The following is a 25,654-nucleotide window of genomic DNA, read 5'->3' as shown; positions in this document are numbered from 1 at the left end:
TCGATGACCGGCCGGAACACGATCGCTTTGGGAAGTTTGTAGCGCGCCAGCGACTTTGCGGCGTGCGCGATCAATTCTTCGGCGTCGGCAGCCGCGCCGTCAGCCAACGTGACGATAGCGACGACCTCCTCGCCCCACCGCTCGCTGGGTCGCCCGGCGACCACCACGTCGGCCACCGCGGGGTGGGAGGCGAGCGCGGTCTCGACTTCCTCGACGAAGATCTTCTCGCCGCCGGAGTTGATGCACACCGAGTCGCGGCCCAGCAATTCGATGGAGCCGTCGGCCCGATGGCGTGCCCGGTCGCCGGGCACCGCGTAGCGCACACCGTCGATGACCGGAAATGTCCTGGCCGTCTTGGCGGCGTCGCCCTTATAGCCGAGCGGCACGTAGCCTCGCTGGGCGAGCCAGCCCATGCCGTCGTGGCCCGGTTGCAAGATGGAGCCGAGATCTTCAGCAGCCACGAAGGTGTCCGGCCCGGCGTTGAATGTGCCGGTCGATACCGCCCCGGTCGCGGACAGGTGGCTCATCTGCGAACCCGTTTCCGACGACCCGACGCCGTCGACGACGACGGCGTTCGGCAGCACGTCGATCAAGCGTTGCTTGACGTACGGAGTCAACAGTGCACCGCCATTGGCTACCACGGCCAACGACGACACGTCCGCGCTGCCCTTCTCGATCGCGGCGAGCAACGGCCGGGCCATCGCGTCGCCAACCACCGTCACCGCGGCCACCTTCTCCCGCTCGATGGTGCGCACGACGTCGTCGGCGTCCAAGTGGCCGACCACGGCAGGGAAGACCAGCGTCTGTCCCGTCGTGATTGCCGTCATGACACTCCACTGGGCGGCGCCATGAATCAGCGGCGGCAGAATCAGCAGTTTTGTGCCGGGACCTGCGGTAACCCCCGCGACGAGCTCATCGATGGATCCGACCGTCTCGCCGGTCACGAGATTTCGCCCGCCGAACGACGTCATGAAGATGTCATGCTGGCGCCACAGCACACCTTTCGGCATGCCGGTGGTTCCGCCGGTGTAGAGAACGTACAAGTCATCAGGTGAGTGCTGCACGGTCAACGGCGCCGGCGCACTCGATCGCACGATGGTCTCGTAATTCACTGCGCCATAGAGCAGGTCGTTGCCTGTGTCGTCGGCGATCTGGATGAGAACCCGCAGCTTCGGAAGATCCGGCAGCACTTCGGCCACCCGGGGTGCGAACGCGGCATGATAGATCAGCGCGCTCGCACCGGAGTCTGCGAGCAAATACTGCAGCTCACTTTTGACGTACCGAAAGTTGACGTTGAACGGGGCAACTCGCGCTCCGAAGGCACCGAGCAACGCTTCGACGAATTCGTTGCCGTTGTAGGCGTAGAGGCCGACAAGATCTTGCCCCACCTCATGGCCTGCGAGTGCCGATCGCTCGGTGTGACAGCCCAGCCCACGCGAGTGCAGATACGCCGCGAGCCGGTTGGAACGCTCGATGATCTGTGCATACGTGTAGCGGCGGTCGCCCTGGATGACCAGCTCGCGGTCGCCGATCACCGCCCCGATGGCCGCTGCGACCGCCGGCACCGTGAACTGCGCTGCAGTGTCGGACATCGCGCCTCTCATGCCTGGTGGATCACGATCGTGGTATCGGTCGAGCATTATTCCACGCGCTGCGCAGCTCTTCGGTCGTGGTGATGGTCGCAAGCAGCGACAGCGTATTGTCGATGACCGCATTGCCATACTCGGGTGGTACGCCGGCAACGGCGTCTCGCGGCACGACGACGCGGTACGCGGCGTTGACGGCGTCCATGACGAAGTTGGGAATGGCGATGTTGAGTGAGACCCCGACTACGACGACGGTGGAAACCCCGAGGTTGCGCAGGATCGCGTCCAAGTCGGTACCGCCCATCGGCCCGACGCCATGCCATCGGCTGAGTACCAGATCGGTTGGCTCCGAGCCTAACTCGGGCAGCAGTGTTGCACCGACCGTGCCCGGGCCGATGTCGACACCGCCGCGGCCGATCGCGAAGATCTTGGCGTTGTGGTTGGAGCCGAGCCCGTCGGGGCGTCGCTGCACCAGGCAATGCACGACCCGCACCCCGGCGGCCCGGGCCGCCGGGAGCAGCCGCACGATGTTCGGCAGCGCAACCCGTCGGGCTTCTCTGGCGAGTGCGGCCAGCCCGGCGTTGGGGCCGACGACCGCGCCCTGGCACTCCTGGGTGACGATCGCGGTGTGCGCGGGGGCCGCCAGGTCTTCTAGTGCTGTCATGCCGGCACTTCGTAAACCTGAGTCGCCCACTTCCGCAGTGCCATGCACATACTAAAGACGCTACAGTATAGGCTTCGGGGGTAGCGGTGTTACCCGAATTTCGTTGCCGACCGGCTTATATCCTGCCGTGTGCAAGCGGTTACGGAGCGTTTCCTGCGCCGAGGAACGGACGAGTGAATTGAGCGATCGAGTTCTTGACGAGTTGGGCTACTACTTGTTGGCCGGCGCGGGCGGCGAGGGACCCGTGACTTTGATGGACGAGGCTCGCCGCGGCGAGGAGTTGGGCTTTGGGACCGCGTTCATCTCCGAACGCTGGAACGTCAAGGAAGCGTCGTCGCTCGTCGGCGCTGCTTGCGCGGTGACGAATCGGATGCAGATCGCGACCGCCGCAACCAATCACAACACCCGCCACCCGCTGATCACCGCGTCGTGGGCCACCACCATGCACCGGCTCTCCGGCGGACGGTTCACGCTGGGCATCGGTCGCGGCGTGGCGGCGATGTATCAGGCGTTCGGCATACCCGCGGTGACGACCGCGCAGATGGAGGACTGGGCCCGGGTCATGCGCCGGTTATGGCACGGCGAGGTGATCTTCAACCATGACGGCCCGTTGGGCAAGTATCAGGTGCTGTTTCTCGACCCGGACTTCAACGAAGACATTCGACTGGCGCTGGTCGCGTTCGGGCCGAAGTCGCTCGCACTGGGCGGCCGTGTCTTCGACGACGTCATTCTGCACACCTACTTCACGCCGGAGACGTTGCAGCGCTGCGCCGAAACTGTCAAAACAGCTGCGGAGCAAGTGGGCCGCGACCCGGACAGTGTGCGGGTATGGTCCTGCTTTGCCACCGTGGGTGACCATCTTCCCGAAGTGTTGCGGTTGAAGAAGACCGTCGCGCGAATGGCCACCTATCTGCAGGGCTACGGTGATCTGCTGGTGCGGACCAACAGTTGGGATCCAGCTGCGCTGCAACGGTTCCGGGAAGATCCGGTGGTGAGGTCGATCCACGGCGGAATCGACCACAAGGCCACACCCGAGCAGATCGAACACATCGCGGAATTGATCCCCGACGAGTGGCTGCAACCATCTGCCACCGGATCAGCCCAACAGTGTATGGACCGCATCCGTAAGGAGTTCGATTACGGAGCCGATGCCGTGATCATGCACGGTGCCACACCCGACGAACTGGAGCCGATCGTCGCCGCCTACCGTGGCTAGGTGAGCCACTTACCCGGCGGATGCTATCCTTCGCGTCAATCGTCGGCAGGACCATCGATGGGTGACATTTCTCGAAGCGTCAGGGTTGCCGCCCTGCGACGCGAACGAGCGGAATTGATCCGCTTCTGCCGCGAACTCGACGATGCTCAATGGCGGACACCGAGTAAGGCTGCGGGGTGGCGAGTTCAAGATGTTGTCGCGCACATGGGATCGGGGTGCCATTCAATCTTCACCCGTGCATCGCTAGAAATCCTACGCAGCAACGATATCGAGCGCGCTAACGATGTCTTGGTCGATGCCCGCCGCAGTTGGACACCGACACAGGCGCTCGCGGAGTACGAACGCTGGAGTCGCGTCCTGACCGCTGTGGCGCAGGTGATCTCCCTGACGCCCCTGGCGAACCTGCGAATGCGGCTCGCGGAGTTGGGCAAGTTCCCGGTGGGTCTTTTGCTGGCCGGTGCAATCACATTCGACCACCACACGCATCTGCGCCATGACATCGCCCCAGCTCTCGGCCTGCCGATACCCGACACCGACGCCGCCCGCATGACAGTGGTATTGGAGTGGATGTTTGCGGTGCTGAGCAACCAATTGCAGGTGGCCCGGCCGGCATGGCTCAAGCATCCGATCGGCATAACGCTGCGTGGGCCCGGCGCGGGGAGTTGGCTGATTGACGCACACGGTGCAGTGCCGGGACGCAACGACGACGCCGCCGCCGTGATTGTCGGTTCCGCGGCAGAATTTCCGGAGTGGGGCACCCGGCGGGCCGACTGGCGAAGCAGGGACGTCACCATTAGCGGCGACGTTGACTACGGCGCCCGGTTTCTCGACATGGTGAATGTGGTGTGAACGCGCGACAGGTAGGAATGGTATGTCGAAGTACTTGAAGGACAAAGTCATCATCGTCACCGGTGCTGCGAGCGGCTTCGGCAGACTGATCTCGGAAAAGTGTGCCGCCGGTGGCGCGAAGGTCGTGGGCGTGGATGTCAATGCCGAGAGCCTGAACGAGGTCGTCGAGGGCATCCGGGCCGCTGGGTTCGACGGCACCGCCCATGTCGCCGACGTCACCGACATGGCCCAGGTCAAAGCGGCGGCCCAGCACGCCGTCGACACTTACGGTGCCATCGATGTGATCGTGAACAACGCAGGAGTGATGCCGCTGGCATTTTTCGCCGACCACGAACGCGCCTGGGAGAAATGGCATAAGGCGATCGACATCAACATCAAAGGCGTCGTGAACGGCATCTCCGCCGTCTACGACACGATGATCGAGCAGGGCCGAGGCCAGGTCGTCAACATCTCGTCCATCTACGGTAACGCCGGGACGGAAGGCTCCGGCGTCTACAGCGCGACCAAGGTCGCGGTCGATGCGCTGTCGGATTCGTTGCGCGTCGAGGCTCAAGGCAAGATCAAGGTGACCACGATCAAGCCGACCGGTGTCCTCGGAACCAATCTCGCCAGCTGGGTCGTCAACGAAGCGGCAGTCATCGGCATTACCGGACACAAAGGCGCCCAGTTCTTCGAGAATGTCGACAACCTGCAGAACGGAGCCCTTCGGCCCGAGCAGATGGACGTCGACTCAATGCAGTACTGGCTGATCACCCCGGATGACCTGGCGAACGCAGTGGTACACGTCATTGACCAGCCCTGGGGGATCAACCTCAGCGACGTCACGGTGCGGGCGAGCGGCGAGAATTACGTGTGCTAGTCGTGAGCGTGCGTAGAACCGCGCACACGCCGGTGTGTCGCCCCGGGGACACGCACGCTCGCGGGGGGAAGGTTTACGGCATGATGACGGTGCGGGTCACCGGCTCTGCAGCAGCCTGTCGGCGGTGGGTAGCGCGCTGTACTGCGGCAAGCAGCGCGTCGCGGGTCTCGCGAGGATCGATGAGTTCGTCGAAACCCATCTGCTCGGCGGACCGATACGACGCCTGCAACTCCGCATTCCGCAGCCTGGCGGAAAGATCCTCACCGGCATGCGACGCGCGGCTCAAAGCGGCGGCACCCATCGCGCCCATCGTCGCTCCCGGATACGCGAAGGTGGCCACCTGAACGTCGAACCCCAGCAGCGACATGACGATGGAACCGAACCCGTATGCCTTGCGCAGTGTGACATGCAACTTGATCGTGGTGGCGGCCGTCTGGGCGGCGAACATCCGGCCGCCGGCCCGCAGCACACCCGCACGCTCAGATCGGCTGCCGGGCAGCATTCCCGGGTTGTCGGCGAGGAAGATGATCGGCAGGTGGAACGAGTCGGCGACCATGATGAAGTGCGCGGCCTTATCGGCGGCGTTGGCGTCGATCGAGCCGGCCAGCACCTGCGGCTGATTGGCCACTACCGCAACCGGATGGCCGCCCAGATGAGCGAGCGCACAGATGATCGCCCGCCCGAACTGGGGCTGCACCTCGAACCACTCGGACCGGTCGAATACCACGTCGATTACCGCGCGCATGTCGTAGATCCGGCGGTTGTCGCGGGCGACGAGGTCGAGCAACTCCGGTGTAGGCCGTGGTCCGGTGGTCTCGTCGGCAGGCAACGACGGGGGATAGGACCACGCGCTGGGCGGGAAATAGGACAGATAGCGACGGATGTCGGCGAGCGTGGCTTCGTCATCCTCGGCGACGTTGTGGATCACCCCGCTGGGCAACGCCACGTCCGGCCCGCCCAGATCCTCTTTCGAAATGTCCTCTCCGGTGGACTCTTTGACGACGGGCGGTCCGGCGGTGAAGATCGCACCCTGTCGGCTCATGATTCGGAAGTCACACACCGGGGCGACCAGGGCGCCGTGTCCGGCCGAGGGTCCGAGCACGGCGGCGACCGTGGGTACACGCCCCGAGCACTGCGTCTGGGCGAGCAGGTCGGTCGGGGTGCGCCCGTAATGCCCGCCGGTGGGCCGGAATCCGGCGCCCTCCAGCAACATCACCAACGGAATCCTGTCGCGCAACGCCAGTTCGGCGATGCGGTACCGCTTGGAATTGCCGCCGGGTCCGATACTGCCCGCCAAGGTGGTGAAGTCCTCGGCGCCCACCATCACCGGGCGGCCGTCGATGGAGCCGGAACCCACTACGATCCCGTCTGCCGCGATCTCGCCGCCGACCAGCGTGCCGATTTCGTGGAAGCTACCCGGGTCCAGCAGCCGCTCCAGCCGGGCGCGGGCATCGAGTTTTCCCTTGCCGCGATGCTTGGCGAGCCGCTCCGGCCCGCCCATGGCCCATGCGTGCTGACGGCGGCGATCGAGATCGTCGAGCGTCTCCTCCCAATCCGGGGGTTTGGTCATCCGCATGTCCTCACTCGTCATAGGGGGCGCTTCGAGCCTACCGTCGTTGACCCTACTGAATTGCTTACTGTAGCGTCACCAAGGTGGGTATTCGGCTGAGGAAGCCGTGATCAAGGTCGACGGGGGCGTCGCCAGCGACCTCGCCCGCGCGCCGAAGATAGCGGCCGGTCTCGAACGGCAGGGCTACGACGGGTGCTGGACCGCCGAAACAAATCATGATCCGTTTCTGCCGTTGACGTTGGCTGCCGAGCACACCTCGACGATCGAGCTTGGGACGAACATCGCGGTGGCATTCGCTCGTAATCCGATGACAGTCGCCAACACTGGGTGGGACCTGCAGGTCTACTCACAGGGCCGGTTCATTCTCGGACTGGGATCGCAGATACAGGCCCATATCGAGAAGCGATTCAGTATGCCGTGGAGTCATCCGGTGCGCCGCATGCGTGAGTTCATCCTGGCGCTGCAGGCAATCTGGTCGTCTTGGCAGGACGGCACGGCACTGCGGTTCGAGGGTGAGTTCTATACCCACAAGATCATGACGCCGATGTTCACCCCGGAGCCTCAGCCATACGGGTTTCCAAAAGTTTTCGTCGCCGCGGTTGGCGGTGCGATGACCGAGCTGTGCGGTGAGGTCGCCGACGGCATGCTGGCCCATCCGTTCACGTCGAAGCGTTACCTCGACGAGATGACGATGCCGGCTCTTCGGCGCGGAATGAAGCGCTCCGGTCGGGATCGCAGCGAGTTTCAACTCAGCTGTTCACTTCTGGTGGTCGCCGGTGCCAACGAAGCCGAGTTCCAGACCGCCGCCGACAGCGTACGCAAGCAGCTCGCCTTCTACGGATCAACACCGGCTTACCGCACGGTTCTCGAGCTGCATGGCTGGGAAGACCTGCAACCAGAGCTGCGCCGGCTTTCGTTGCAAGGTGAGTGGGACACCATGGGCTCGCTGATCGACGACGAAATGCTCGACGCGTTCGCCGTGGTGGCGGCGCCCGATGAGTTGGCCGACAAGATCAGGGATCGCTGCGGCGGCGTGATCGACCGCATCCTGCCGGGCTTCCCGTCTCACATGTCCGACACAGCGGTGAGCGCCGTGTTGAAAGAGTTGCGCCAGTGAGGAGCCGCCGATGAGCACACCGACCATGGACGAGGCTGCCAAGCTGCTGGCCGATCCGGCCGCGTATACCGATGAGCTGAAACTGCATGCGGCGCTGACTCATCTGCGCGGTGACGCCCCGGTGTCTTGGGTCGATGTGCCGAACTACCGTCCGTTCTGGGCGATCACCAAGCACGTCGACATCATGGACATCGAACGGGAGAACATGCTGTTCACCAACTGGCCGCGCCCGGTCCTGACCACCGCCGACGGCGATGAGCTGGCGGCGGGCTCGGGGGTACGCACCCTGATCCACATGGACGACCCGCAGCACCGGGAGGTGCGGGCGATCGGTGCGGATTGGTTTCGTCCCAAGGCCATGCGGGCGTTGAAGGTCCGCGTCGACGAACTGGCCAAGATCTACGTCGACAAGATGATGGCTGCCGGACCTGAGTGCGACTTCGTCCAGCAGGTCGCGGTCAACTTCCCGCTCTACGTGATCATGTCGCTGCTGGGCATTCCGGAGGCGGACTTTCCGCGGATGCTCAAACTCACCCAGGAGTTGTTCGGCAGCGACGACGCCGAGTTCAAGCGTGGCACCACACACGAGGACCAAATGTCGGTACTGCTCGATATGTTCCAATACTTCAGCGCGGTGACTGCATCGCGGCGCGAACACCCGACCGAGGATCTGGCGTCGGCGATCGCCAACGCCCGCGTCGACGGCGAGCCGCTGTCGGAGATCGACACGGTGTCTTACTACGTCATCGTTGCCGCGGCCGGGCATGACACCACCAGCGCGACCATCTCCGGCGGCCTGCACGCACTCATCGAGAATCCAGACCAACATCGGCGGCTGCGCGACGATCTCGGGTTGATGGCGCTGGCCACCGAAGAGATGATCCGCTGGGTCACGCCGGTCAAGGCGTTCATGCGCACCGCTGCCGAAGACACCACCGTGCGCGGACTACCGATCGCCGCGGGGGAGTCGGTGCTGTTGTCATATGTGTCGGCCAACCGTGACGAAGAGGTGTTCGACGAGCCGTTCCGCTTCGACGTCGGCCGTGACCCGAACAAGCACTTGTCATTTGGGTACGGCGTGCACTTCTGCCTGGGGGCCGCGCTGGCCCGCATCGAGGTGAGCAGCTTCTTCGCCGAGCTGCTGCCACGGCTGAAATCCATCGAACTGACCGGTGATCCGCAATTCGTCGCCACCACCTTTGTCGGCGGCCTCAAACACCTGCCGGTGCGCTACTCGTTCAAGTGAGTTGGCGGCTACGGGTCGTCGTCTTCGTCGTCGCGGAGGAGTTTTTCGGGGTGGTGAAACGTGTTGGTTCTCGGTTGGCCGTGGTCGAGATGGGGTGGTGGGATCCATTCGCAGCACTGTCACCAACAAACTATTTGCCTGACGTGCCCGCTCTCGCCTGCCAGGAACGGAGGCGCGCAGGATGACTTGAGTTACCCGACTTTTACGGGTTTAACTGCGCCGCAAGACATCTCACCTAGTCACCGCGGGCGTTAATCGGCTATATTGGTGTCAGCGTGCCGTGCCAACGCCGCCCAGCAGCCAGCGGCACGCCTTCGCCGAACCGCCCGATGCGGGGACGCGAGGACGACACGCATAGTGGGCACCGCAAGGTGTCCGCGCGTGCTACCTGGATGGCCGGGTGCTGGGGGCCATGCCCAGGTTCAGTACGTGGAACCGAATCGCGATCTATTCGGAGTCCACGTGCCCACCACAGCCACCGCCGCCCCGAGCGACTACCTCAACACTGCCGAGGTCAGCGAGAGATTTTTCGCCGGCCTGTCCACCCAAACCATCCGTAAATTCGTCGCCGAGGACGGCCTGCCTGCCCACCGCGTGGTGCGGCGGCTGTACTTCGACCCCGCCGAGGTCGATGCCTGGATTCGCGCCCGCAACGGCCAGACGGGCCAGCCGTCCGACCCGTACCGCCAGGCCATCAAGCGCCTTGTCGATGAAGCGCCCGAGCTGACCGCCGAGCAGGCCGCGACGATCCGCGCCGTGCTGGTTGGCGGTGCGGCATGAGGTTCTTCACCAACATCAGGGACCAGTTGCGCGCTACCTACAGTCGCCTGACAACGGCGCTCGGTGAGACTGTGTCCGAGGATGACCTGGACCGCCTGGCTGTGTCGTTCTGGGCGCAGGAGGAGACGCACGAATATCACCTCGGGTGCCCTGACTTCCGGGATCGGCCCGCGTTGGTGTTTGGCGTTGAAGGTCTCAATGCCTTGTGCGCGACCGACCGCCGCACCGCACTGCGGCTGCTGGAGATGGCCGTCGCGGAGATCAAGGCCACGCACCCGCAGCCGACTGATTTCGCCGAACGGTTCGACTCCGTTGCCGGAGATGCCCGATGAGCGCGCCGACCGACGTGCCCGACACCTTGCCCATTGCGCAACCGGAAACGGTGGACGGCGAGGTGCTGATACCCCTGGACCGGCCCGCCGCCGAGAAGCTGGACGGCCGAATCCGGCGGATGGCCGGGGCTACCCGCGAGCACTTCGAAAAGGTCGGACGCCTGCTCGATGATGCAAGGGCCGGTCAGGTTCACGACGTTCTCGGCTTCCCGTCCTGGCCCACCTATGTCGCCGACGCGCTCGGCGGGAATTTGCAACTGTCCGGCGACTCACGGCGCGAAATTGTGGCGCTGATGTCCGACGCCGGAATGTCGGTGCGGGGCATCAGCGCTGCGACCGGCGTGCCGAAATCCACGGTGGCCGACGACGTTGCGAAGGTGTCACTAGCCGAGCAGGTGTCCGAGAACCGGACACCTGATCCCGACGCCGATGGCCGCATCGGCCCGGCACCCGATCCGGTCGATCCGTTCGGCGCAAACGTCGATGATGACCCCGAGCCGCCGACAACCGGAACGGACGGCAAGACCTACCCCCGCAAGCCGAAGAAACCGAAGAAACTCGCTCCCAGCGACAGTGAGCGCCGGGCCGCGTTCCGCAATGACATGTCCCGCAAGGCCGACGCTGCTGCCGTTGCCGTGGAAAAGCTCTACTGGTTGGCCACCCGAGACGGCGGTGACCCGTTCGCTGACTACAGCCGTCGCAAGACCGTAGCCGCCGCCAACGTACGGAAACAATTGGTGCACAGCATCGACTACTTGCGCACGCTGCTCGACCAGCTTCCCGAGCCGTCCAAAGGCAGCGTGGACCACGGATGACACCGCGCCGGTTCGCGTTGATCTGCCACCGCATCGGCGACGGCAAGGCCGCGCCCAGCATCGAGTGGACGTATTGGGCCAGCCGGCAGCAGGCCGAGCAGGCACGCGACGAGCTGACACCCTGCGGGCCGCGCTGCGCCGGCTTCCACACGGTCGTTGGCGTTGTGCCCAACCGGCACCCGGCCCGGCGCGGTGTGAACGGCGAGATGTCCAGCGGTACTTACCCGTTCAAGTCGGGTAACTCAATCCCGCTCGCCTGGCCTCTGCACCCCGAACTGCGAGACTTACACGACAACCAACCGACACCCCGAGGGAGGTGACCAATGACCGCCACCACCGACACCGACGGCGACCGTCTCATTGGGCTGGTCGAAGCCGGCAAACGCCTGGGACTTTCACGCTGGGTCGTGAGAGACCGGATCGACGCCGGCTTGCTGCCGGCCTACCGCACCGGGCCGAAGTCGGCGCTGCGGGTGCGCGTGCGTGACGTGGACGCGCTGTTGACCCGCGTTACCCCGGAATCCGTAGGGACACACTGTGGTTCACCCCTGAAACAGGTAATGCCGCCGGGCTGCGTCTTTGGCCTCGACGCGCACTGCCCGGCGGCACCACCGCCAACGACTCCCGAGTAAGAGTCCGCCCCCTCCGAATCAATCCGAAAGGTACGTCGTGAAGTCTAACCCGCAGGGCGGCAACCGCGCCGCCGGCACTGAGGCCAGCGCCGTTACCAACGGCCACGCGCCGCCCGAGAAGCCGGACCAGGCTGATGACGGTCAGATGGACATGGCCGGTCGCAAGAAGGGCGACGAGGGCTACAACCCGTTCGACACCAAGAGCGTCAACGCCAAGCACGCCGAGGACAGCCAATATGGTTCGCCGGAGGCCGCGACCACCATCAGCGGGATCTACGCCGCCGAGCACGCCGTGGCCCGCGGCAAGCTCACCAAGGCCGAGGGTAAGGGCGGGTACAACGCGGTGGCGGCGCTGGGATCGATCCTGCTGTCCAACGCCCGATCAACCGGGCTGGTCGATAAGGACCACCGCCCGTCGGAGGCCGACGTGGCGCGCTGGCACGCCAAGCACGCCCTGGAATGGGAGCCGACGGAGGCCACCGTGGACCTGGCCGGCCTGAAGGCTGCCATCAAGGGCCTCGACCACAACCGGAAAATCGCGCTGACGACCATCGACGCGCTCGCCGACGAGGGTAAGCCGTGGGCGATCAATGCCGTTGCGAGGGCGCAGCTTGACAACCTGGACATGTCAATTGCGTTGAAGGACAAGACCGTCGCCTTCACCCTGAGCGAGCTGTTCCACCACTATGGCGCGGCTGCGGACGATCTGGCCGGCCTGCCGGAAATCAACCCCGAGACCCGAGTGGAGTCGTACCGGCTATTGAGGCAGTGGACGGCGGCTGAGAACCTGCGCGCCCAGGACGGCGCCCGCACGCTGGAGGTGCAGCGCAAGCTCACCGGGCGTCCAGCGCCGGAGTTGTTCATCCCGAAGGATTACGTCGAGGACCATTCGCCGCACCTGATCGACGGACTGCTCAAGTCGGGTGAGGGATCGTCGGCGGTGCTGCCTGCGCGACGTAAAGCGGGCAAGTCCAGCCTGATTGACGAAGCTGCCTCTTCGATGATGGCCGGCGAGCCGTTCTGCGGCCGGCTGTCCACCCGCCTGCCCGAAGGGTGGCAGGTGGTCATCTTGGACACCGAAATGTCGAACGAGGACATCAACGACACCTATGTGCGATGCCTCCCGCTGATGGATGACGGGCGGGTCAAGCTGTGGCGGCTGATCGGGCGCGCCGGCCTATTGGACGTGCGCACTGAACGCGCCCGGCGCTATTGGGACGCCTTCATACCCGAGCATTCGGTCATCATCGTTGACCCGCTCGGGCCGATCATCGCGGCTGCTGGAATCAAAGAGAATTCCGACGAGGTGGCCCAGTTACTCGATGGGCTGTTCGCGCTGGCCGTCGAGCGCCGCTCGGTGCTGCTGGTCACCCACCACATGGGCAAGGACGAGGAGCAGGGCGCTCGCGGACACTCCAGCATCGAGGACAAGTTCGGTGCCATCTGGCATTTGACCTATAAGGGCCACAGCCTGCCCACCGACGACACACCGCGCTACCTGACGGCGGTCGGGCGTAAGGGAATCGACCTGCCCAGGACCAAGATCACCAAGAACGAGCACGGTCACCTGGTCATGGAAGGTCACCGTGACGCCCAGACCGTCGCCGCCGAGGCCAGCGCCGAGCAGCGCAGCCGCGACGAGGCGGTGTTCCGCATGCTCTGCCTGTACCCGGCCCGGTCGGTCACGGCGCTCGCCGAGACCCGCGATGCCACCGAGAATCAGCTGAGCGCCACGGCGATCCGCGACTCGCTGGGACGGCTGGAGCGCCAGCGGCGCGCCGCCAACATCGGCAACGCCGGCAGGCATCAGTGGGTACCGCAGTGGGTCAAAGACCCGGTGAAAGTTCGCGACATGGACATGGCGCTGCTCACCGCCGAGGACGCCAACGGGCTGGCCATCGTCGGCTCCACCGCCCACGAGGCCGCTGTGCGGGTGTGCATCGAGTCAATCTGTGCGCTGGTCAAGCGCGACGAGTCCCAGGCGAAGAACCCCGACACCAAGATGGAGCAGGTGTTGCGCGGTCCTGGCTACCCGCCACGTGGCATTCACATCAACGCTTACAACCGCTGGAAAGCGGCGTGCGACGAGGCCAGCAAGGGCCAGCTGACCTACGTCCATATCACCGACCCCAACAAGGTGCCGGCACTGCCGACTCCGGAGTGGAGCAAGGGCCTTGACGGCAATCCCTGGTCTGTTCGCGACGGCGGCGAGGAGGACGACGGTGATGCCAGCGACGGCGACTGAACGGGATTCACCGCCGCCCTAATCTCCGCGCTAACCCGCCGCCCTCGGCTAGTCCACAGCGAGAGCTGACCTGCGGTTTTGGTTTTAAGGGGAGCTGACCTGCGGTTTTGGTTTTAAGGGGCGACGGTGAAAACCCCCGATTTTCGGGGGTTTTAGGGCGGACAAAACCAAAAGCTATGGTCAGACAGTGTTTTCGGGGTGTCTCGCCCGAGGGTTTTGGGTCGCGGGAGGGTTTTGGGTACAACCCCCAAACCAAAACCAAAAGCTATGGTCAAGCGGTGTTTTTGGCCGATTTTCACTAGAGGTTTCAAAACTACCCTGTGAGGTTTTTTCTTGGCCCCGACCTATAGGGAGGGCCAAAAACCTCAAACCCTCAAACCGAAACCGAAACCCGAAAGCGACACCGGCACCTGTGATGCCCACGCACGAGGCGGCGGACAGAGGCGGCGGGCACCTTCCACCGACACCGACCCCGCAGCCGGCCAGCGGGCGGCGGCGTTCTCAATCAGCCAGCGCGCCAACGGACTTCCCCGTCCAAGTCGGTGTTCTCCGGCCAGCGCGCCGGCGTGCCAGGCTGCATGTAAATACTCCACAATGGCCACATGGCACGACCGGGACCAGTAATGAGCCGCGAGGACAGCCGACGCCGAGCCGAGCGTGCACGGTGGCTGCGCGGCACCGGCAAGACCTGGCAGCAGATCGCCGACTCTGAAGGCTTCCGCTCGCGCCGGGCTGCTCAGCTGGCGGTGGCGCGCCTGGCGGAATCCGAGCCGGCCGAGAACATCACCACCGCCCGCCGGACTGCTGCCGACGGGCTGCGGATCACCAAGTCGATCATGTTCGCCGGCCTCGCCGATGCCAAGCAGCAAGGCGACCACCAAGCGGTGGTGTCCTACGCCCGCGCCATCGCCGACAACATCGACAAGGACGCCAAGATCAACGGGCTACACGTCCCGGTCGCCCAACAGGTGGACGTGACGGTGACCCAGACGCCGGCGGCGATCATCGCCGACGCCCGAGAGAAGCTGCTGGCCGTGGTGGACGCCGAGGTGGTCGAGACCAAGGAGATTGAACGATGACCAGCATGACCAAGCACGACGCCATCAACGGCGCGATGAGCCTGGCCGACGACGTGGCTCAGGGCCGGCTCGATCCGGCTGCGCTGGAGGCCACCGCGGTGGCTGAGCTTGGCGAGCTGTTCGGCACCGTGGTCGGCGAAGGCGACCCCGCCTGGCCCATGCATTGCAGCATCGCCCGCCAAGCCATCGCCCTCGGTGCGCTGTCCGGTGATGAGTTGGCTGAATGGGCTGCCGTATGGGCCGGCCCAGGCGAAACCCCGCCGCCACCGGAATCGCCCGCCAGCGTGGCGCACAGCGCCGCGGAGGTCGACGCCACCGCGGTGGCGGACCAGACCACCCAGGCCGACGCCGGCCAGCTGACCGCCGAGACCACCGCCGGCCAACCCGAGCCGGCCACTACCGACTCCGACCCGCAGCCCGCGCCGGCTGCCATACCGCCGCCGGCCCCGCCCCGCGGTGGATATGACCCATTGCGCGGCTGGCTACCGAGCCGCAGCCTGCACCGCGGCTGACAGGCTGACCGGCCCGGCGCTGAACGCTGCTCTACCGCGGTGCCAGGCGCGACCCTGCACTACCCGCCGCCCGCCAGATCGACAGCGAGCGGGCCGCTGGGCCTGGCGTCCGATGGCCATGGCGCTGATCGGCTGACCCCACCGCGGGCGCGCCGGCCCACGCCCACCGCGGTGGCCGAACCTCCGGCCCGAAACTTTAGTTGTGAGACGGCACTGACGACACGCCGCTTCGCGCATGTCATCCCAGGTCGCCAGTCTCGAAAGTTGTCTCGTATCGGAATTGCGTCTCACCGCCTTTTTGAGATATGATTGGCCCATGCCCACAACCACCACCAACACCGCGCCCGGCGCGCTACTCGGCTACGCCCGAGTGTCCACCGGGCACCAGTCCCTCGACGCCCAGGCCGACGCGCTGGCCACCGCCGGCGTCGAACCGGCCCGCGTCTACTCGGACAAGCTGTCCGGCACGACCACCAAGGAGCAGCGCGCCGGCCTGGCCAACCTGCTCGACTACGCCCGCGAAGGCGACACCATCGTCGTGGTCGGCATCGACCGGCTCGGGCGCACCGCAGCCGAGGTGATGACCACCATTCGCGAGCTTGGCCAGCGCGGCATCGTGCTGCGGTCGCTGCGCGAGGGCATCGACACCTCGAACGCCACCGGACGCATGGTCGCCGGCGTGCTGGCATCGCTGGCCGAGCTGGAGCTGGAGCTGGGCAGGGAGCGCCGGGCTGCGGCGAAGGCTGCGCGCAAGGCGCGCGACCTGCCCATCGGTCGGCCTAAGAAGCTCACGCCCGCCCAGATCAGGCAGGCCGAGGCGCTGCGGGCCGGCGGCGAGCCGGTGCCCGAGATCGCCCGCACGCTCGGCGTCGGGCGCGCCACGCTGTACCGGGCGTTGGAAGGTGGTCAGCGATGAGCACCACTGACTACGCCGCCGAGCTGGACACCGTGGCCCGCTTCGATGCCGGCGACCCCGCGGTGACGCTGGACGCCTACGACGACGCCATCGAGGTGCTGGTCGAGGCCGGCGCCGCAGGGCTGATCGCCGGCTAGCCTGGCCCGCCCGACACGCCGAGACCTCGGCCCATTACGGGCCGGGGTCTTGTCGTCTGCCAACCTATTTCGCCAGGTCGTAAGGCGGCACTTCCCCGACATTGGTAGGTGAACTGCCTTGTGCCCCTTGCTATCTCGTCAAGCTGCTTGCACCTAAGCCGCCTAGTCTGTGGGCATGACCACCGCTGCCAGTGACCAGACCACCGCTCCACCCGCCGCCACCCATCCGCGCTCTCACCCGGTGGAGTTTTGGCGCGCTCGGCTTGGCGCGCTGGCATCACGCGGTGAGGTGGACGGTCCACGGGTGGCCGAGGCCCGCGCTGCGCTGAGCTGGTATCGCACCCGGTCGTTCATGGTCAAGGAGATGAGCTTGTCGCCGGAGCGCGCCGAGGCACTGCTGGACCAGATCGACGCCGAAGCTGCCGAGGCCCAGGTCGAGACCGCTCAGGCGGTGGCGCAGTGAGCGCCCGCAGCGCCGTTCGCCGGTTCGGTACGCCGGCGCATCTCGCCAGCCAACCGGGCGCGCCCATGCGCCCACCGCGCCGCTACACCCAAAGCGAACTGCGCCAGCGGCGGCGGGCCGGCCTGACGGTTGTCCACTACTCCGGTGATTGGAGCCTGGCCCGTGAGATCGCCGAGGTGGTCGGGCCGCTGGCCGAGCAGGTCGCCGCCTCGTCGCGCCCGGCCAGGTTCAAGCTGCCGGTGATGTGGATGGCCGAGGCGGTGCATGAGCTTGTCGGCACGGCGGTGGGCTGGGTGGCTGAGGTCGATGCCCGCCGCAGGACCGAGCACCTGGCCGGCGAGCCGGGCAAGCGGGCTTATGCGGTCAAGACGTTGATGGACTTGGCGCAGCGACCGGCGCTGCCGGAGGTCACTGACAAGGCGCTGGCCAATACCCGCTGGGCGGGCCGGCTCGTCGCGCTGGCCGACGGTGCTGATGCCGATGCCGGGCGACGACCAGTAAGCGACAGCCTCGCCGACATGCTGGCCCACGCCTACCCGCCCGGCGCGCCGGCGCTGCGTGGCCAGACAAGCCGCTCAGAGCGCCTGGCGCAGTTGCTCAGCCGCACGCTCGACCGCGGCGTGTTGGAGCTAGCGCGGCGACTTGATGCCGCCGAGGGCCAGCCCGAGCCAACCGAGACCACACCCGCCGATCCACGCGCTGAGCTGGCCCGGCTGGGCATCACCACCGACTGACTGAGGAGACCGCTATGACCATGCCCGCGCCCACCACCTACGCCGAGATGTTGCCGGTCCATTTCGAGCCGCCGTTGGTCAACCCTGCACCCGGCGGTCTGTATCCGAACGTCCTGTGGACCGACGTTGGTCTCGATGAGGCCAGCCGCCACCTGACCGGCGTGGAGGTTCGCAACGTCAACTTTCCCGGCGATGCGGCGACGGGAGTTTGGTCGGTGCCGTGGTGCGGTGTCCCTGACCTCGACGGCGAGCGCAAAGAGGGCGAGCGCGGCGGTGACTTGCCGCCGTTTGAGCCCGTGGTTGCCTGGGCGTTCGACTCCTGCGACCTGACCGCGCCGTCACGCGCCGAGGTCGAGCAGCGTGCCTCCCAGGCATTGCGACTGCGCGAATCCGTGATGGTGGCCCGCGAGTTCGCCGAACGGCTCAAGCTCGACGCCGCCGACCTCGGCGCAACCGGCCAAGTCGATAACGTCGTGGACGCGCTGGCCGGTATCGAGGGTGAGTTCGCCGAGGCCAATGTCCTTGGCTATGTTCACCTTTCGCCCGAGTGGCTGCCGGTGCTGGTCTCCGCGCAGCTGGTCGCCCGCTCCGGCACGAAGTGGACGACCCCAGGTGGGCACGCCCTGGTGCTCGACGGCGGCTACCGCGATGGACTTGGACAGACCATGATCGCCACCAGCGCGCCGCTGTTCGGGTGGCGGGATCAGCCGCAGGTACGCACCAGCCTGGACGAGCGGCGCAATCTCTACATCGCCATCGCCGAGCGCAGCGTCCTGGTGTCCTACGAGGAGGTCATCGCCGCCGTCGAGGTCACGCAGCCGGAGCCAGCGCCGTGATGGACGTGATGACCGTTATCACGATGGCCGCGCTGGGCGCGTCGATCCGGTTCGACGGCGGCAGGGCTGAGAAGCACGGGCCGGCCACCGCGCCATCGGAGCAGGCCCGGTGACCACCATGACCGCTAGCGACGCCGACCACGGCACCGACCACTACGACGCGCCCGGTATTTGCTGGCGGTGCGGTGGTCCGTGCTTGATGCACGCAGGCAGCGTTCATGGCTGGACCTGTCGAGCCTGCCTGGACCGATACCTCGATGAGGCGGCGACGCGGTGGGCCGCTCGGCCGGAGAAGGCCAAGGAACGCATCGAGCGAAACCTGTTGTACAGCAACAGAACCCAGACGCCTGTTACTGCGAACGGTCAACGCCGGGAGGGCGGCCCGCGCTATGTGCCGCGCTCGCCCGGCGCTGACCAGGCAGATCGAACAGAAGATCACCACCACCAGGAGGGACAACCGGAATGACCACCGGAATCGAGGTCGCCGTCCGCGACGGCTTCGCCGTTATCGACTTCATCGACCCCAGCCTCCGCGGGCCGGCGCTGGCGAAGCTGGCCGAAATAGGCGGCGGCGACAGCATCGAACCGTTGACCCGCGGCGGGGCGCGCAAGGGTTACCGCGTGCCCGAAGGCAACGCGCGCGAGGCCGGGCTGCTGATCGACTCGACGCATGTAGACGCGCTGGAGGCGGCGAGTGATAGCGGATTCGCCACCGCCCTGGCCGCTGCCGGTAACGGGTTGCCTCACACGCTGGCCGGCCAGCGCCCGACCCAGCAGGACTCCGCGCCACACAACTATCCCGACGGCGCGCCCGACGACAGCTGGCACAGGGCCGAGCTGGACGCTTATGCACAGGCGGTCAAGGGAATTGACATCACCGAGCTGCCCAACAAGGCGGCGGTGCTGGCCGCGATCAACGAGAGGACATCCTGATGCGCAAACTGACCCTTGCCGACATCACCGTGCGCGAACGCGAGCACCTGGAGCTGTCGATTCACGAAGCCGCCCACGCCGTCGCCGGAGTGGTGCTGGGTGCCCAACTCCGCAACGCCGTGGTCACCAATAGCCGCCTCTGGGGCGTCGATGGCCGGACCAACTTCGCCGACCGCCCGCATGGCCGCGACCCCGAGATCGCATATGCCGGCCCGTGGGCGCAGGCGCGCTGGCGTGCCGGCAGCCGCCCAAGCCAGCGCCAAGTATTCGCGGTGCTGCGCGCAGGCGGTTACAAGGACGACCGGGCGCTGATCGCCGCCGGCGGTACCTATCTCGGTACCGGCGTCACGCCATTGCTGGAACGGTGCTGGCCGGCTGTGACCCGCGTGGCCCAGCAGCTTCACCGCAGCGGCGAAGTCACCGAGTCGGACGTGTTGGCGGCGCTAGGCGTCGATGACGGCGGCGGGCGCAGCAGCGTGCAGCTGGCCGCGATCCGATCCAATTGCCGGTCGGTGCCACCGATCACCACGAAGAAGCAGGCTGTGCCCGCCGACGCGAAGCAGGCGTCAGCCTGACTGACCGGCTCTCACCGCTGCTCCTTGGCCTCGGAGCCGCGGTGGCCGGACACCCGACACCCAACACACCGAGGGAGAACACCTGACCACCATCGACAGCACCACCCCCCCGAAGGTCGATCCGTTCCATGACTTCTGGATGCCCGATTACTGCCCGGTCTGCCTGGCGGCAGGCTGTGACCGGCGCGCCGTGATGACCGAGCCTGACGCCGTCACCTGGCGCGGCGGCAATCGGCTGATCTGTGAATACCGCTGCGAGCACTGTGGACACCCGTGGCAGCGGGCCGACCTCTGGGACGCGCAGTGCGCCGGGCTGGACCCTAAGCAACGGAGGCCCGCTGCGTGACCGTGACCACCGACGACGCAAAGCAGGCGTCAGCCTCGATCATCGCGCTGACCGCCGCCGGCGCCCTGCGGGCCGCGCGAGACCGGCGGTGTCCAAAATCGCCCGCCGAGCTGGCCCGCCGGCTGATCCCCGGCTATCACGTGACCCCGACCATCCGGCTGATCAGCGACGAGCTGGTGCGCGCCGTGGACACACCAGACTCGCGGCTGATCCTGTGCTGTCCTCCTCGAACCGGCAAGAGTGTGCTTGTCAGCCAGGTATTTCCGGTCTGGCTGCTCTCGCGTGACCCCGACGCCGAGATCATCGTGAAGTCCTACGGTGACGCTCTCGCCGAAGAACACAGTGCGGCGGCGCGGCGGCTGATCGCCGAGAACCCCGGCGTCGTCGGCATCGAGCTGGCACCAGACAAGCAGGCTGTGGGTCGCTGGCGCGTGTCCGGTCATCGCGGCGGCATGTTGGCGGGCGGAATCCTCAGCGCGACAACCGGATTCGGCGCCAGCGTGCTATGTGTCGATGACCCCGTGAAGGGCGCGCAGGAGGCCGACTCCGATGCGTACCGGCGGCGGTTGACCGCTGAGTTCAAGGCGAGCCTGATGACCCGGCTGATGCCGGGGGCCAGCGCCATCGTGGTTCTCACGCGCTGGCATGTTGAGGACATCGCTGGGTCGCTGCTGGCCGAACCCGGCAGCCGGTGGCGGTGTGTCAATATCCCGGCCATCAGCACCACCGGGGTGCCCGATGCCCTGCAGCGTGGCCGTAGCGGAGTGGCGATGACCAGTGCCGTGGGTCGCACCGCCGCGCAGTTCCGCGAGATCGAAGCCGAGGTCGGCTCCCGCGCCTGGGCTGCGATGTATTTGGGCACGCCCAGCACACCCGAAGGCGGCTTGGTCAAACGGCACTGGATCGACCAGTGGCGCTTGCCCGCCGCGCCGTCAGGGTCGATCAAAACTGTGGTCGGCGTGGACCCTGCCGACTCCGGCGAAGGCGACGAAACCGGCATCCTCGCCGCCAGCCTCAGCGCCGACGGCGTGGTGTCGTTCATCGCCGACGTGTCTGGCCGGATGACTTCGGACGCCTGGGCGGTGCGGGCAGTGCAGCTCGCCATCGACGTGGGGGCCAGCGAGATCGCCGTCGAGGCGTTCAGTGCCAGGGCCACCTACACCCGCCTGGTCAGCGAAGTCCTGGCCCGGTTCCGCGTTGATCGCCCCATCAAGGTCACCGGCTGGCCGCCCAAGGGCACCGACAGGGGCAAGGGTGATGCGGTGGCGCGCTCCACCGGGCTGCTGGCCGCGCTAGAGACGGGCCGGTGCCGGGTGGCCGGGTATGTGCCGGATTTCGAGGCTCAAGCTGTGACGTGGGAAGCCGGGCAGCACCAGCCCGACCGGGTGGCGGCGGCGGTGGTGGCCTACGACGTGCTCGCTCATGCCGTCACCGAACCAATGGGAATTGTGACGCCGCTGGACACCATCCGCCGCGCCCGCGAAGGGAAGATGCCGCCGCCGCCCGGCCACCTCCGGCGTCGCATCGGCGGCTGAGCGGCTGCCGCCCGCTACATAAACGAGCGACGGCGCTTGAAAGCTGCGACGTCAGTCTTGGTCAGCAGGAACCATTCACCGTTCCGGCGGCGGTCTCTGAACCGCTCATGCCAGTAGCGCTCGATCCCAACGGCGTCGTCGGTCTCGATGGTGTGCACCACTTTCAGCTTCTCGGGGAGCTGTAGCCCGATCTCGTAGGTACGTCGCCCGTGATCGTTCGATCGACCGATCTTGTGGAACTTCCCCCACCTGACGAGGTAAACAAATCCTGGCAGTGGCTGCGCGGCGTGCTCGTCGTCCGGCTCGGTCGGCTCCAGAACGAGTTCGTTGGCCACAGCCGGGATCATTGCGGCGACGTCAGCGAACTCGGGAGTGCGCTCGATGAAGGCGTGCACCGCGGCGATCTGATCCTTGCGGCTGCCAAGCCGTCGCCCGATCACCCGTTCGGCAGGAAAATCGTCGTTGGTGCGGCGCTCCATCCGTAGGTGCGGGATCGTCGGGAAATGACCGAGCTTGCGGGTCAGCACCGCCAGATGTCGGATCAGCTCGTCGTCGGTATGTCGGCGCTGCTGCATCACCTTCGGCTCGTAGCCCGCTTCGCGCACCGCGTCGCCCCACGTCAGCCAGAACCGGCCCTCCCACAGGGACGGTCGGAATCCGGTTTCGGCGACGAAACGTTCCTTGCCGATGGGCGCGCCGCCGTTCTGCTCAGCCAGCCGCCGAATCGCAAGGACGACTGCCGCTTTGTCAACCGCGTCCATGCCGGAATCGTAGCTAGCGGAGGCGACGCTGGCGGCCATCCCCCCCTGGTGGCTGGTCACATTGCGTCCCAGTCTTCGTCGTCATCCTCGTAGTAGCGGGTGATCCGCCGGTTGCCCAGAGCCGCCTCGCGTTCGCCGTCGCTCATGCAGGCGTAGTTCTCGATCTGACGAGCGATGCCCCGGTTGATCCGTGTCACCACCTTGCTCACGTCGCACGGCACGCCGACGGGACACTGAGCGCAGCGGCCCTTGCCGTCCTCCATCATGTGGTCCATCGTGAGCTCAGTGAGTGCCCGCCTCCAACGGTCGCGTGCGTCGTATAGCTGGCTGAGCGTCCGCTCGGGCTGCACCTCGGGCGCGGGCTCATCCGCTGCAGCCATCCCGTCGGCGGGGTCGCCGGAGTCGGCGACGGCTACTCGCTCGACCAACTCATTGTCGAGCCGGTTCAACGTCCGCCGGGTGCGGCATGGGGCTTCTTCATGGCAGCGCGTGCACCGCCCGTTGCGGTCCTGCGCCGCGTGCCCCTTCGCCAACTCGACCAACACCGTGCGCCACTTCGCCAGCGAGTCCGAAATCCGGCTGACCTCCGACTCGTAGTCGATCGGCGGCTTGGGCGGGGGAGCGAACTGCCTGGTCACCCTCGGCTGCTCACGGATGCTTCGCATGACTTGCTCACTGCGCCGCTCTGCGCTCACGTGCTCCAACAGGGCCTTCTCATCGTTGGCCGACAGCAGCGTGCCCCAGTCCTTGGGTCTGACCTTGGCCTTGGATCGGGCGACGAGGTATTGGTTCCGGCTGAGCCCGTAGTGCCTGCAGAAGTCTCGGACGGTGCGGCGTAACGGCGGTTCATCGGGCAAGGCTCGACCTCCTGGTGCGTCGCCGCGACCAGACCTGATCGACCCCGATGTGACCAACCCCTACTACGCGGGGTCGTTCACCCTCTAAGCTGTCTGCAGTATTCGCCAATACGCGTCGAGCCCTGTCGGAGTCCGCTCCGGCAGGGCCTCGGCGTCTCTGTGGCAGATCGTATGAAGCTGCCGCTGCTGATCGTACTTCGATGGTCCGACAACCCCCCGTGATGCCTGTGGATAACTTGGCTCGGTCAGCCGGTCACCGCTTCCAGTCGATGTCCACGGTGGCCGGGTCGATACGCTCGCGGCCCTCGGCGTCACGCTTCAACCGGCCCTTCGGCTGGCGGTGCAGTCGGACGGTAACCAGGGCCTCGATGACCGTGCGCTGCGCCATCAGGGACGCCTCCAGGAACGCCTGGGCGGGGTCAGTTGATCCGGCGATCCGGCCCAGCGCCGCGCCGCCCTTGCGGGTGGCCAGCTTCTTGTCGATCTCGCGCAGCTCGGCGTTGACGCGCTCCTTGCCCTCCTTGTACTCGGCGGCGTCGATCAGCTCGGCGAAGTAGTCGTTCTTGAGCCGCCCCAACTTGGCGCGCAGCCGCTTAGCCTCCTCAAGCACCGGCTTCGTGTCGTCCTCGGGCGCGGCCAGCAGTTCTGAAAGGTTGGGCTGGGCCAGCCGGGCGGCGATCACGTCAAGCACGAAGGCATCGACGTGGCGGTGATCGCGGGTCAAGTGGCCGGCGCAGAAGTATTTGCCGCCGTTCACCGTGGTGACCGGCTCGTCGCACTCGGCGCACAGGTACAGCCGTGACCCGATGTAGCGGCGGTCGGTGCCCACCCTGTTGGTTTTGCGCGACGGGTCGGCCAGCCGCGCTTGGACCGCCTCGAACACGTCCTCGGCGATCAGCGCCTCCCACTGCCCGCGTACCCGCTGGCCGCTGCTGTCGGTGGCGATCTTGCCCTGGTGGACCGCCCAGCCTGCATAGCGCACGTTGATCAGCATGTCGCGCACTGTTCGGGTATTCCACGGCCTGCCGCTGCGGGTCGGAACCTTCGTGTCGTCCAGCAGCCGCACCAGTGAGCGCAGCGATTCACCGGCATAGAACCGCTCGAATACGTCGCGGACGATCACCGACTCCTTCGGCTCGACGCTGCCCTCGGCGGTGTAACCGAATAGCCGAGGGCCGTGTGGCACCTTGCCCGCCCTGGCGTGGCGCTCCAGCGCGGCAGCGTGGCGCTCACTCTTGATTCCGATCTCCATCTCGGCGATCTCGCCCAGCACGCCGATGACAACCCGGCCCGAGGCGGTGGTCGGGTCCATGTCTGTGCCCTGCACGAGGGCGATGATCACGCCGTGCTCACGGCAGGCTTCCACCAGCTCCAGGCGCTCGCGTGGGTTGCGCGCCAGCCGGTCCTGGTGCCGGGCCACGATGGCGTCCACCTCGCCGCTGCGCACCGCTGCCAGCATCTCGTAGAACTGCGGGCGGTATTTCTTCCCGGTGCCGGTGATCGAGTTGTCCACGTACACCCCCGCTAGCTCCCAGCCGCGCCGCTCAATCAGGTCGCGGCTGGCCTCCTCCTGCTGGTCAACGCTGGTGCCCTCGCCGGTGTGGTCCTTGCTGACGCGGGCATAGATGGCAGCACGTCGTGAATCCTGTTGGGCCGCCCGTGTGCGTTTTGCTTTGCTACGGGCGGGCTTGCGGGTGGTCGGGGCGGCGGCGACGGTTGCGGTCATGGGTCAATTATAACGTTTGTTGGCGGTGTTTCCATTCGGTGGTGCCGTTGGAGTTTTTGCGGGTGGTCCAGCCTTGTTCGGCGAGGTCGTGATCTGCACTGCAGCCGAACGTCAAGTCGTTGACGTCGGTTTCGTGGCACATCGCATACGGGGTGAGGTGGTGGACTTCGCAGTAATAGCCCTTCACGGGACAGCTGGGGCGCGAGCACCCGCGGTCTTTGGCGTAGAGCACGATTCGCTGGCCCGGTGAAGCCAACCGTTTGGTGTGGTAGAGCCCGATCGCCTTGCCCTTGTCGAAGATGGCTAGGCAGTGATGCGCGTGGCGGGCCAGCC

At 66.4% G+C, this 25,654-nt stretch carries 27 protein-coding genes and 2 pseudogenes; 21 read left to right on the top strand and 8 right to left on the bottom strand.

Annotated features, from left to right (window positions below):
* Both ACRDTL_RS00495 and ACRDTL_RS00490 read right to left on the bottom strand, forming a co-directional pair.
* A partial coding sequence (locus ACRDTL_RS00495; RefSeq protein WP_431504766.1) for an acyl-CoA synthetase occupies positions 1-1,592 on the bottom strand: 1,592 nt, incomplete at its 3' end.
* Positions 1,593-1,614: 22 nt separating this feature from the next.
* Positions 1,615-2,250, bottom strand: a complete 636-nt coding sequence (locus ACRDTL_RS00490; protein WP_431504765.1) for a cysteine hydrolase — start codon at positions 2,248-2,250, stop codon at positions 1,615-1,617.
* Positions 2,251-2,428: 178 nt separating this feature from the next.
* Here ACRDTL_RS00490 and ACRDTL_RS00485 point away from each other — a divergent pair, with 178 nt between their 5' ends.
* Genes ACRDTL_RS00485 through ACRDTL_RS00475 form a run of 3 tightly spaced genes read left to right on the top strand, consistent with a single transcriptional unit; the run spans position 2,429 to position 5,174 of the window.
* Entirely contained in the window at positions 2,429-3,466 is a 1,038-nt protein-coding gene (locus tag ACRDTL_RS00485; RefSeq protein ID WP_431504764.1) for a TIGR03857 family LLM class F420-dependent oxidoreductase, read from the top strand.
* A gap of 57 nt (positions 3,467-3,523) precedes the next feature.
* Positions 3,524-4,315 carry a maleylpyruvate isomerase family mycothiol-dependent enzyme gene (locus ACRDTL_RS00480; RefSeq protein WP_431504763.1) on the top strand — a complete coding sequence of 264 codons (792 nt, stop codon included), beginning with the start codon at positions 3,524-3,526 and terminating at the stop codon, positions 4,313-4,315.
* A gap of 22 nt (positions 4,316-4,337) precedes the next feature.
* Entirely contained in the window at positions 4,338-5,174 is an 837-nt protein-coding gene (locus ACRDTL_RS00475; RefSeq protein WP_431504762.1) for an SDR family oxidoreductase, read from the top strand.
* 73 nt (positions 5,175-5,247) lie between these two features.
* On the opposite strand, the gene ACRDTL_RS00470 is transcribed toward ACRDTL_RS00475, so the two are convergent.
* Complete coding sequence (locus tag ACRDTL_RS00470; protein ID WP_431504761.1) at positions 5,248-6,744, bottom strand: acyl-CoA carboxylase subunit beta; 1,497 nt, start codon at positions 6,742-6,744, stop codon at positions 5,248-5,250.
* Between the two features lie 106 nt (positions 6,745-6,850).
* Here ACRDTL_RS00470 and ACRDTL_RS00465 point away from each other — a divergent pair, with 106 nt between their 5' ends.
* Together ACRDTL_RS00465 and ACRDTL_RS00460 are read left to right on the top strand one after the other, a co-directional pair.
* Positions 6,851-7,861 (top strand): LLM class F420-dependent oxidoreductase, encoded by a 1,011-nt coding sequence (locus tag ACRDTL_RS00465; RefSeq protein WP_431504760.1) that lies wholly within the window; start codon positions 6,851-6,853, stop codon positions 7,859-7,861.
* Between the two features lie 25 nt (positions 7,862-7,886).
* Entirely contained in the window at positions 7,887-9,107 is a 1,221-nt protein-coding gene (locus ACRDTL_RS00460; protein WP_431504767.1) for a cytochrome P450, read from the top strand.
* 8 nt (positions 9,108-9,115) lie between these two features.
* On the opposite strand, the pseudogene ACRDTL_RS00455 reads toward ACRDTL_RS00460, so the two are convergent.
* Positions 9,116-9,217 (bottom strand): annotated as a pseudogene (locus ACRDTL_RS00455) (hypothetical protein); the annotation flags it as partial.
* Positions 9,218-9,569: 352 nt separating this feature from the next.
* On the opposite strand from ACRDTL_RS00455, the gene ACRDTL_RS00450 reads away from it, so the two are divergent.
* The 16 genes from ACRDTL_RS00450 (at position 9,570) to ACRDTL_RS00375 (ending at position 21,977) form a co-directional block, all read left to right on the top strand.
* On the top strand, positions 9,570-9,887 hold the full coding sequence (locus ACRDTL_RS00450) for a helix-turn-helix domain-containing protein (protein WP_431504759.1): 318 nt from the start codon (positions 9,570-9,572) through the stop codon (positions 9,885-9,887).
* A complete protein-coding gene (locus ACRDTL_RS00445) occupies positions 9,884-10,219 on the top strand; it encodes a hypothetical protein (RefSeq protein ID WP_431504758.1) in 336 nt (111 codons plus the stop codon). Before ACRDTL_RS00450 ends, ACRDTL_RS00445 begins: the two co-directional genes overlap by 4 nt.
* On the top strand, positions 10,216-11,034 hold the full coding sequence (locus ACRDTL_RS00440; protein ID WP_431504757.1) for a winged helix-turn-helix domain-containing protein: 819 nt from the start codon (positions 10,216-10,218) through the stop codon (positions 11,032-11,034). Before ACRDTL_RS00445 ends, ACRDTL_RS00440 begins: the two co-directional genes overlap by 4 nt.
* Positions 11,031-11,354 carry a hypothetical protein gene (locus tag ACRDTL_RS00435; RefSeq protein WP_431504756.1) on the top strand — a complete coding sequence of 108 codons (324 nt, stop codon included), beginning with the start codon at positions 11,031-11,033 and terminating at the stop codon, positions 11,352-11,354. The genes ACRDTL_RS00440 and ACRDTL_RS00435 overlap by 4 nt, the downstream gene beginning before the upstream one ends.
* A 3-nt stretch (positions 11,355-11,357) precedes the next feature.
* Positions 11,358-11,666 carry a helix-turn-helix transcriptional regulator gene (locus tag ACRDTL_RS00430; RefSeq protein ID WP_431504755.1) on the top strand — a complete coding sequence of 103 codons (309 nt, stop codon included), beginning with the start codon at positions 11,358-11,360 and terminating at the stop codon, positions 11,664-11,666.
* Between the two features lie 37 nt (positions 11,667-11,703).
* Positions 11,704-13,911, top strand: a complete 2,208-nt coding sequence (locus ACRDTL_RS00425) for an AAA family ATPase (RefSeq protein ID WP_431504754.1) — start codon at positions 11,704-11,706, stop codon at positions 13,909-13,911.
* A gap of 602 nt (positions 13,912-14,513) precedes the next feature.
* Positions 14,514-14,990, top strand: a complete 477-nt coding sequence (locus ACRDTL_RS00420; RefSeq protein ID WP_431504753.1) for a hypothetical protein — start codon at positions 14,514-14,516, stop codon at positions 14,988-14,990.
* Positions 14,987-15,502, top strand: a complete 516-nt coding sequence (locus tag ACRDTL_RS00415; protein WP_431504752.1) for a flagellar hook-length control protein — start codon at positions 14,987-14,989, stop codon at positions 15,500-15,502. Before ACRDTL_RS00420 ends, ACRDTL_RS00415 begins: the two co-directional genes overlap by 4 nt.
* Positions 15,503-15,818: 316 nt before the next feature.
* On the top strand, positions 15,819-16,418 hold the full coding sequence (locus tag ACRDTL_RS00410) for a recombinase family protein (protein ID WP_431504751.1): 600 nt from the start codon (positions 15,819-15,821) through the stop codon (positions 16,416-16,418).
* The gene (locus ACRDTL_RS00405; RefSeq protein ID WP_431504750.1) at positions 16,415-16,555 is read left to right on the top strand and encodes a hypothetical protein; all 141 of its coding nucleotides are present in this window, start codon (positions 16,415-16,417) and stop codon (positions 16,553-16,555) included. Before ACRDTL_RS00410 ends, ACRDTL_RS00405 begins: the two co-directional genes overlap by 4 nt.
* Positions 16,556-16,730: 175 nt before the next feature.
* Complete coding sequence (locus ACRDTL_RS00400; RefSeq protein ID WP_431504749.1) at positions 16,731-17,018, top strand: hypothetical protein; 288 nt, start codon at positions 16,731-16,733, stop codon at positions 17,016-17,018.
* Positions 17,015-17,752: a hypothetical protein gene (locus tag ACRDTL_RS00395; RefSeq protein WP_431504748.1), complete on the top strand. Its 738-nt coding sequence runs from the start codon at positions 17,015-17,017 to the stop codon at positions 17,750-17,752. The genes ACRDTL_RS00400 and ACRDTL_RS00395 overlap by 4 nt, the downstream gene beginning before the upstream one ends.
* 14 nt (positions 17,753-17,766) lie before the next feature.
* The gene (locus ACRDTL_RS00390; RefSeq protein WP_431504747.1) at positions 17,767-18,588 is read left to right on the top strand and encodes a hypothetical protein; all 822 of its coding nucleotides are present in this window, start codon (positions 17,767-17,769) and stop codon (positions 18,586-18,588) included.
* Positions 18,589-19,050: 462 nt separating this feature from the next.
* Positions 19,051-19,521 carry a hypothetical protein gene (locus ACRDTL_RS00385; protein WP_431504746.1) on the top strand — a complete coding sequence of 157 codons (471 nt, stop codon included), beginning with the start codon at positions 19,051-19,053 and terminating at the stop codon, positions 19,519-19,521.
* Positions 19,521-20,096 carry a hypothetical protein gene (locus ACRDTL_RS00380; protein ID WP_431504745.1) on the top strand — a complete coding sequence of 192 codons (576 nt, stop codon included), beginning with the start codon at positions 19,521-19,523 and terminating at the stop codon, positions 20,094-20,096. The genes ACRDTL_RS00385 and ACRDTL_RS00380 overlap by 1 nt, the downstream gene beginning before the upstream one ends.
* 342 nt (positions 20,097-20,438) lie before the next feature.
* Positions 20,439-21,977, top strand: a complete 1,539-nt coding sequence (locus ACRDTL_RS00375) for a terminase large subunit domain-containing protein (protein WP_431504744.1) — start codon at positions 20,439-20,441, stop codon at positions 21,975-21,977.
* A 14-nt stretch (positions 21,978-21,991) separates the two neighbouring features.
* On the opposite strand, the gene ACRDTL_RS00370 is transcribed toward ACRDTL_RS00375, so the two are convergent.
* From ACRDTL_RS00370 to ACRDTL_RS00355, 4 genes and pseudogenes are all read right to left on the bottom strand, one after another.
* Positions 21,992-22,738, bottom strand: coding sequence for a GIY-YIG nuclease family protein (locus ACRDTL_RS00370; RefSeq protein ID WP_431504743.1), 747 nt, complete (start codon positions 22,736-22,738; stop codon positions 21,992-21,994).
* 56 nt (positions 22,739-22,794) lie between these two features.
* The gene (locus ACRDTL_RS00365) at positions 22,795-23,595 is read right to left on the bottom strand and encodes a hypothetical protein (protein ID WP_431504742.1); all 801 of its coding nucleotides are present in this window, start codon (positions 23,593-23,595) and stop codon (positions 22,795-22,797) included.
* 253 nt (positions 23,596-23,848) lie between these two features.
* Positions 23,849-25,321 (bottom strand): recombinase family protein, encoded by a 1,473-nt coding sequence (locus ACRDTL_RS00360; protein WP_431504741.1) that lies wholly within the window; start codon positions 25,319-25,321, stop codon positions 23,849-23,851.
* A gap of 28 nt (positions 25,322-25,349) precedes the next feature.
* Positions 25,350-25,654, bottom strand: a pseudogene (locus tag ACRDTL_RS00355) (DUF222 domain-containing protein); the annotation flags it as partial.

The organism is Mycobacterium sp. (genome assembly GCF_050700595.1).
Lineage (GTDB): Bacteria > Actinomycetota > Actinomycetes > Mycobacteriales > Mycobacteriaceae > Mycobacterium.
Note: the sequence above shows the minus strand (reverse complement) of the source record. Positions and strands in the feature narration are given on the sequence as shown.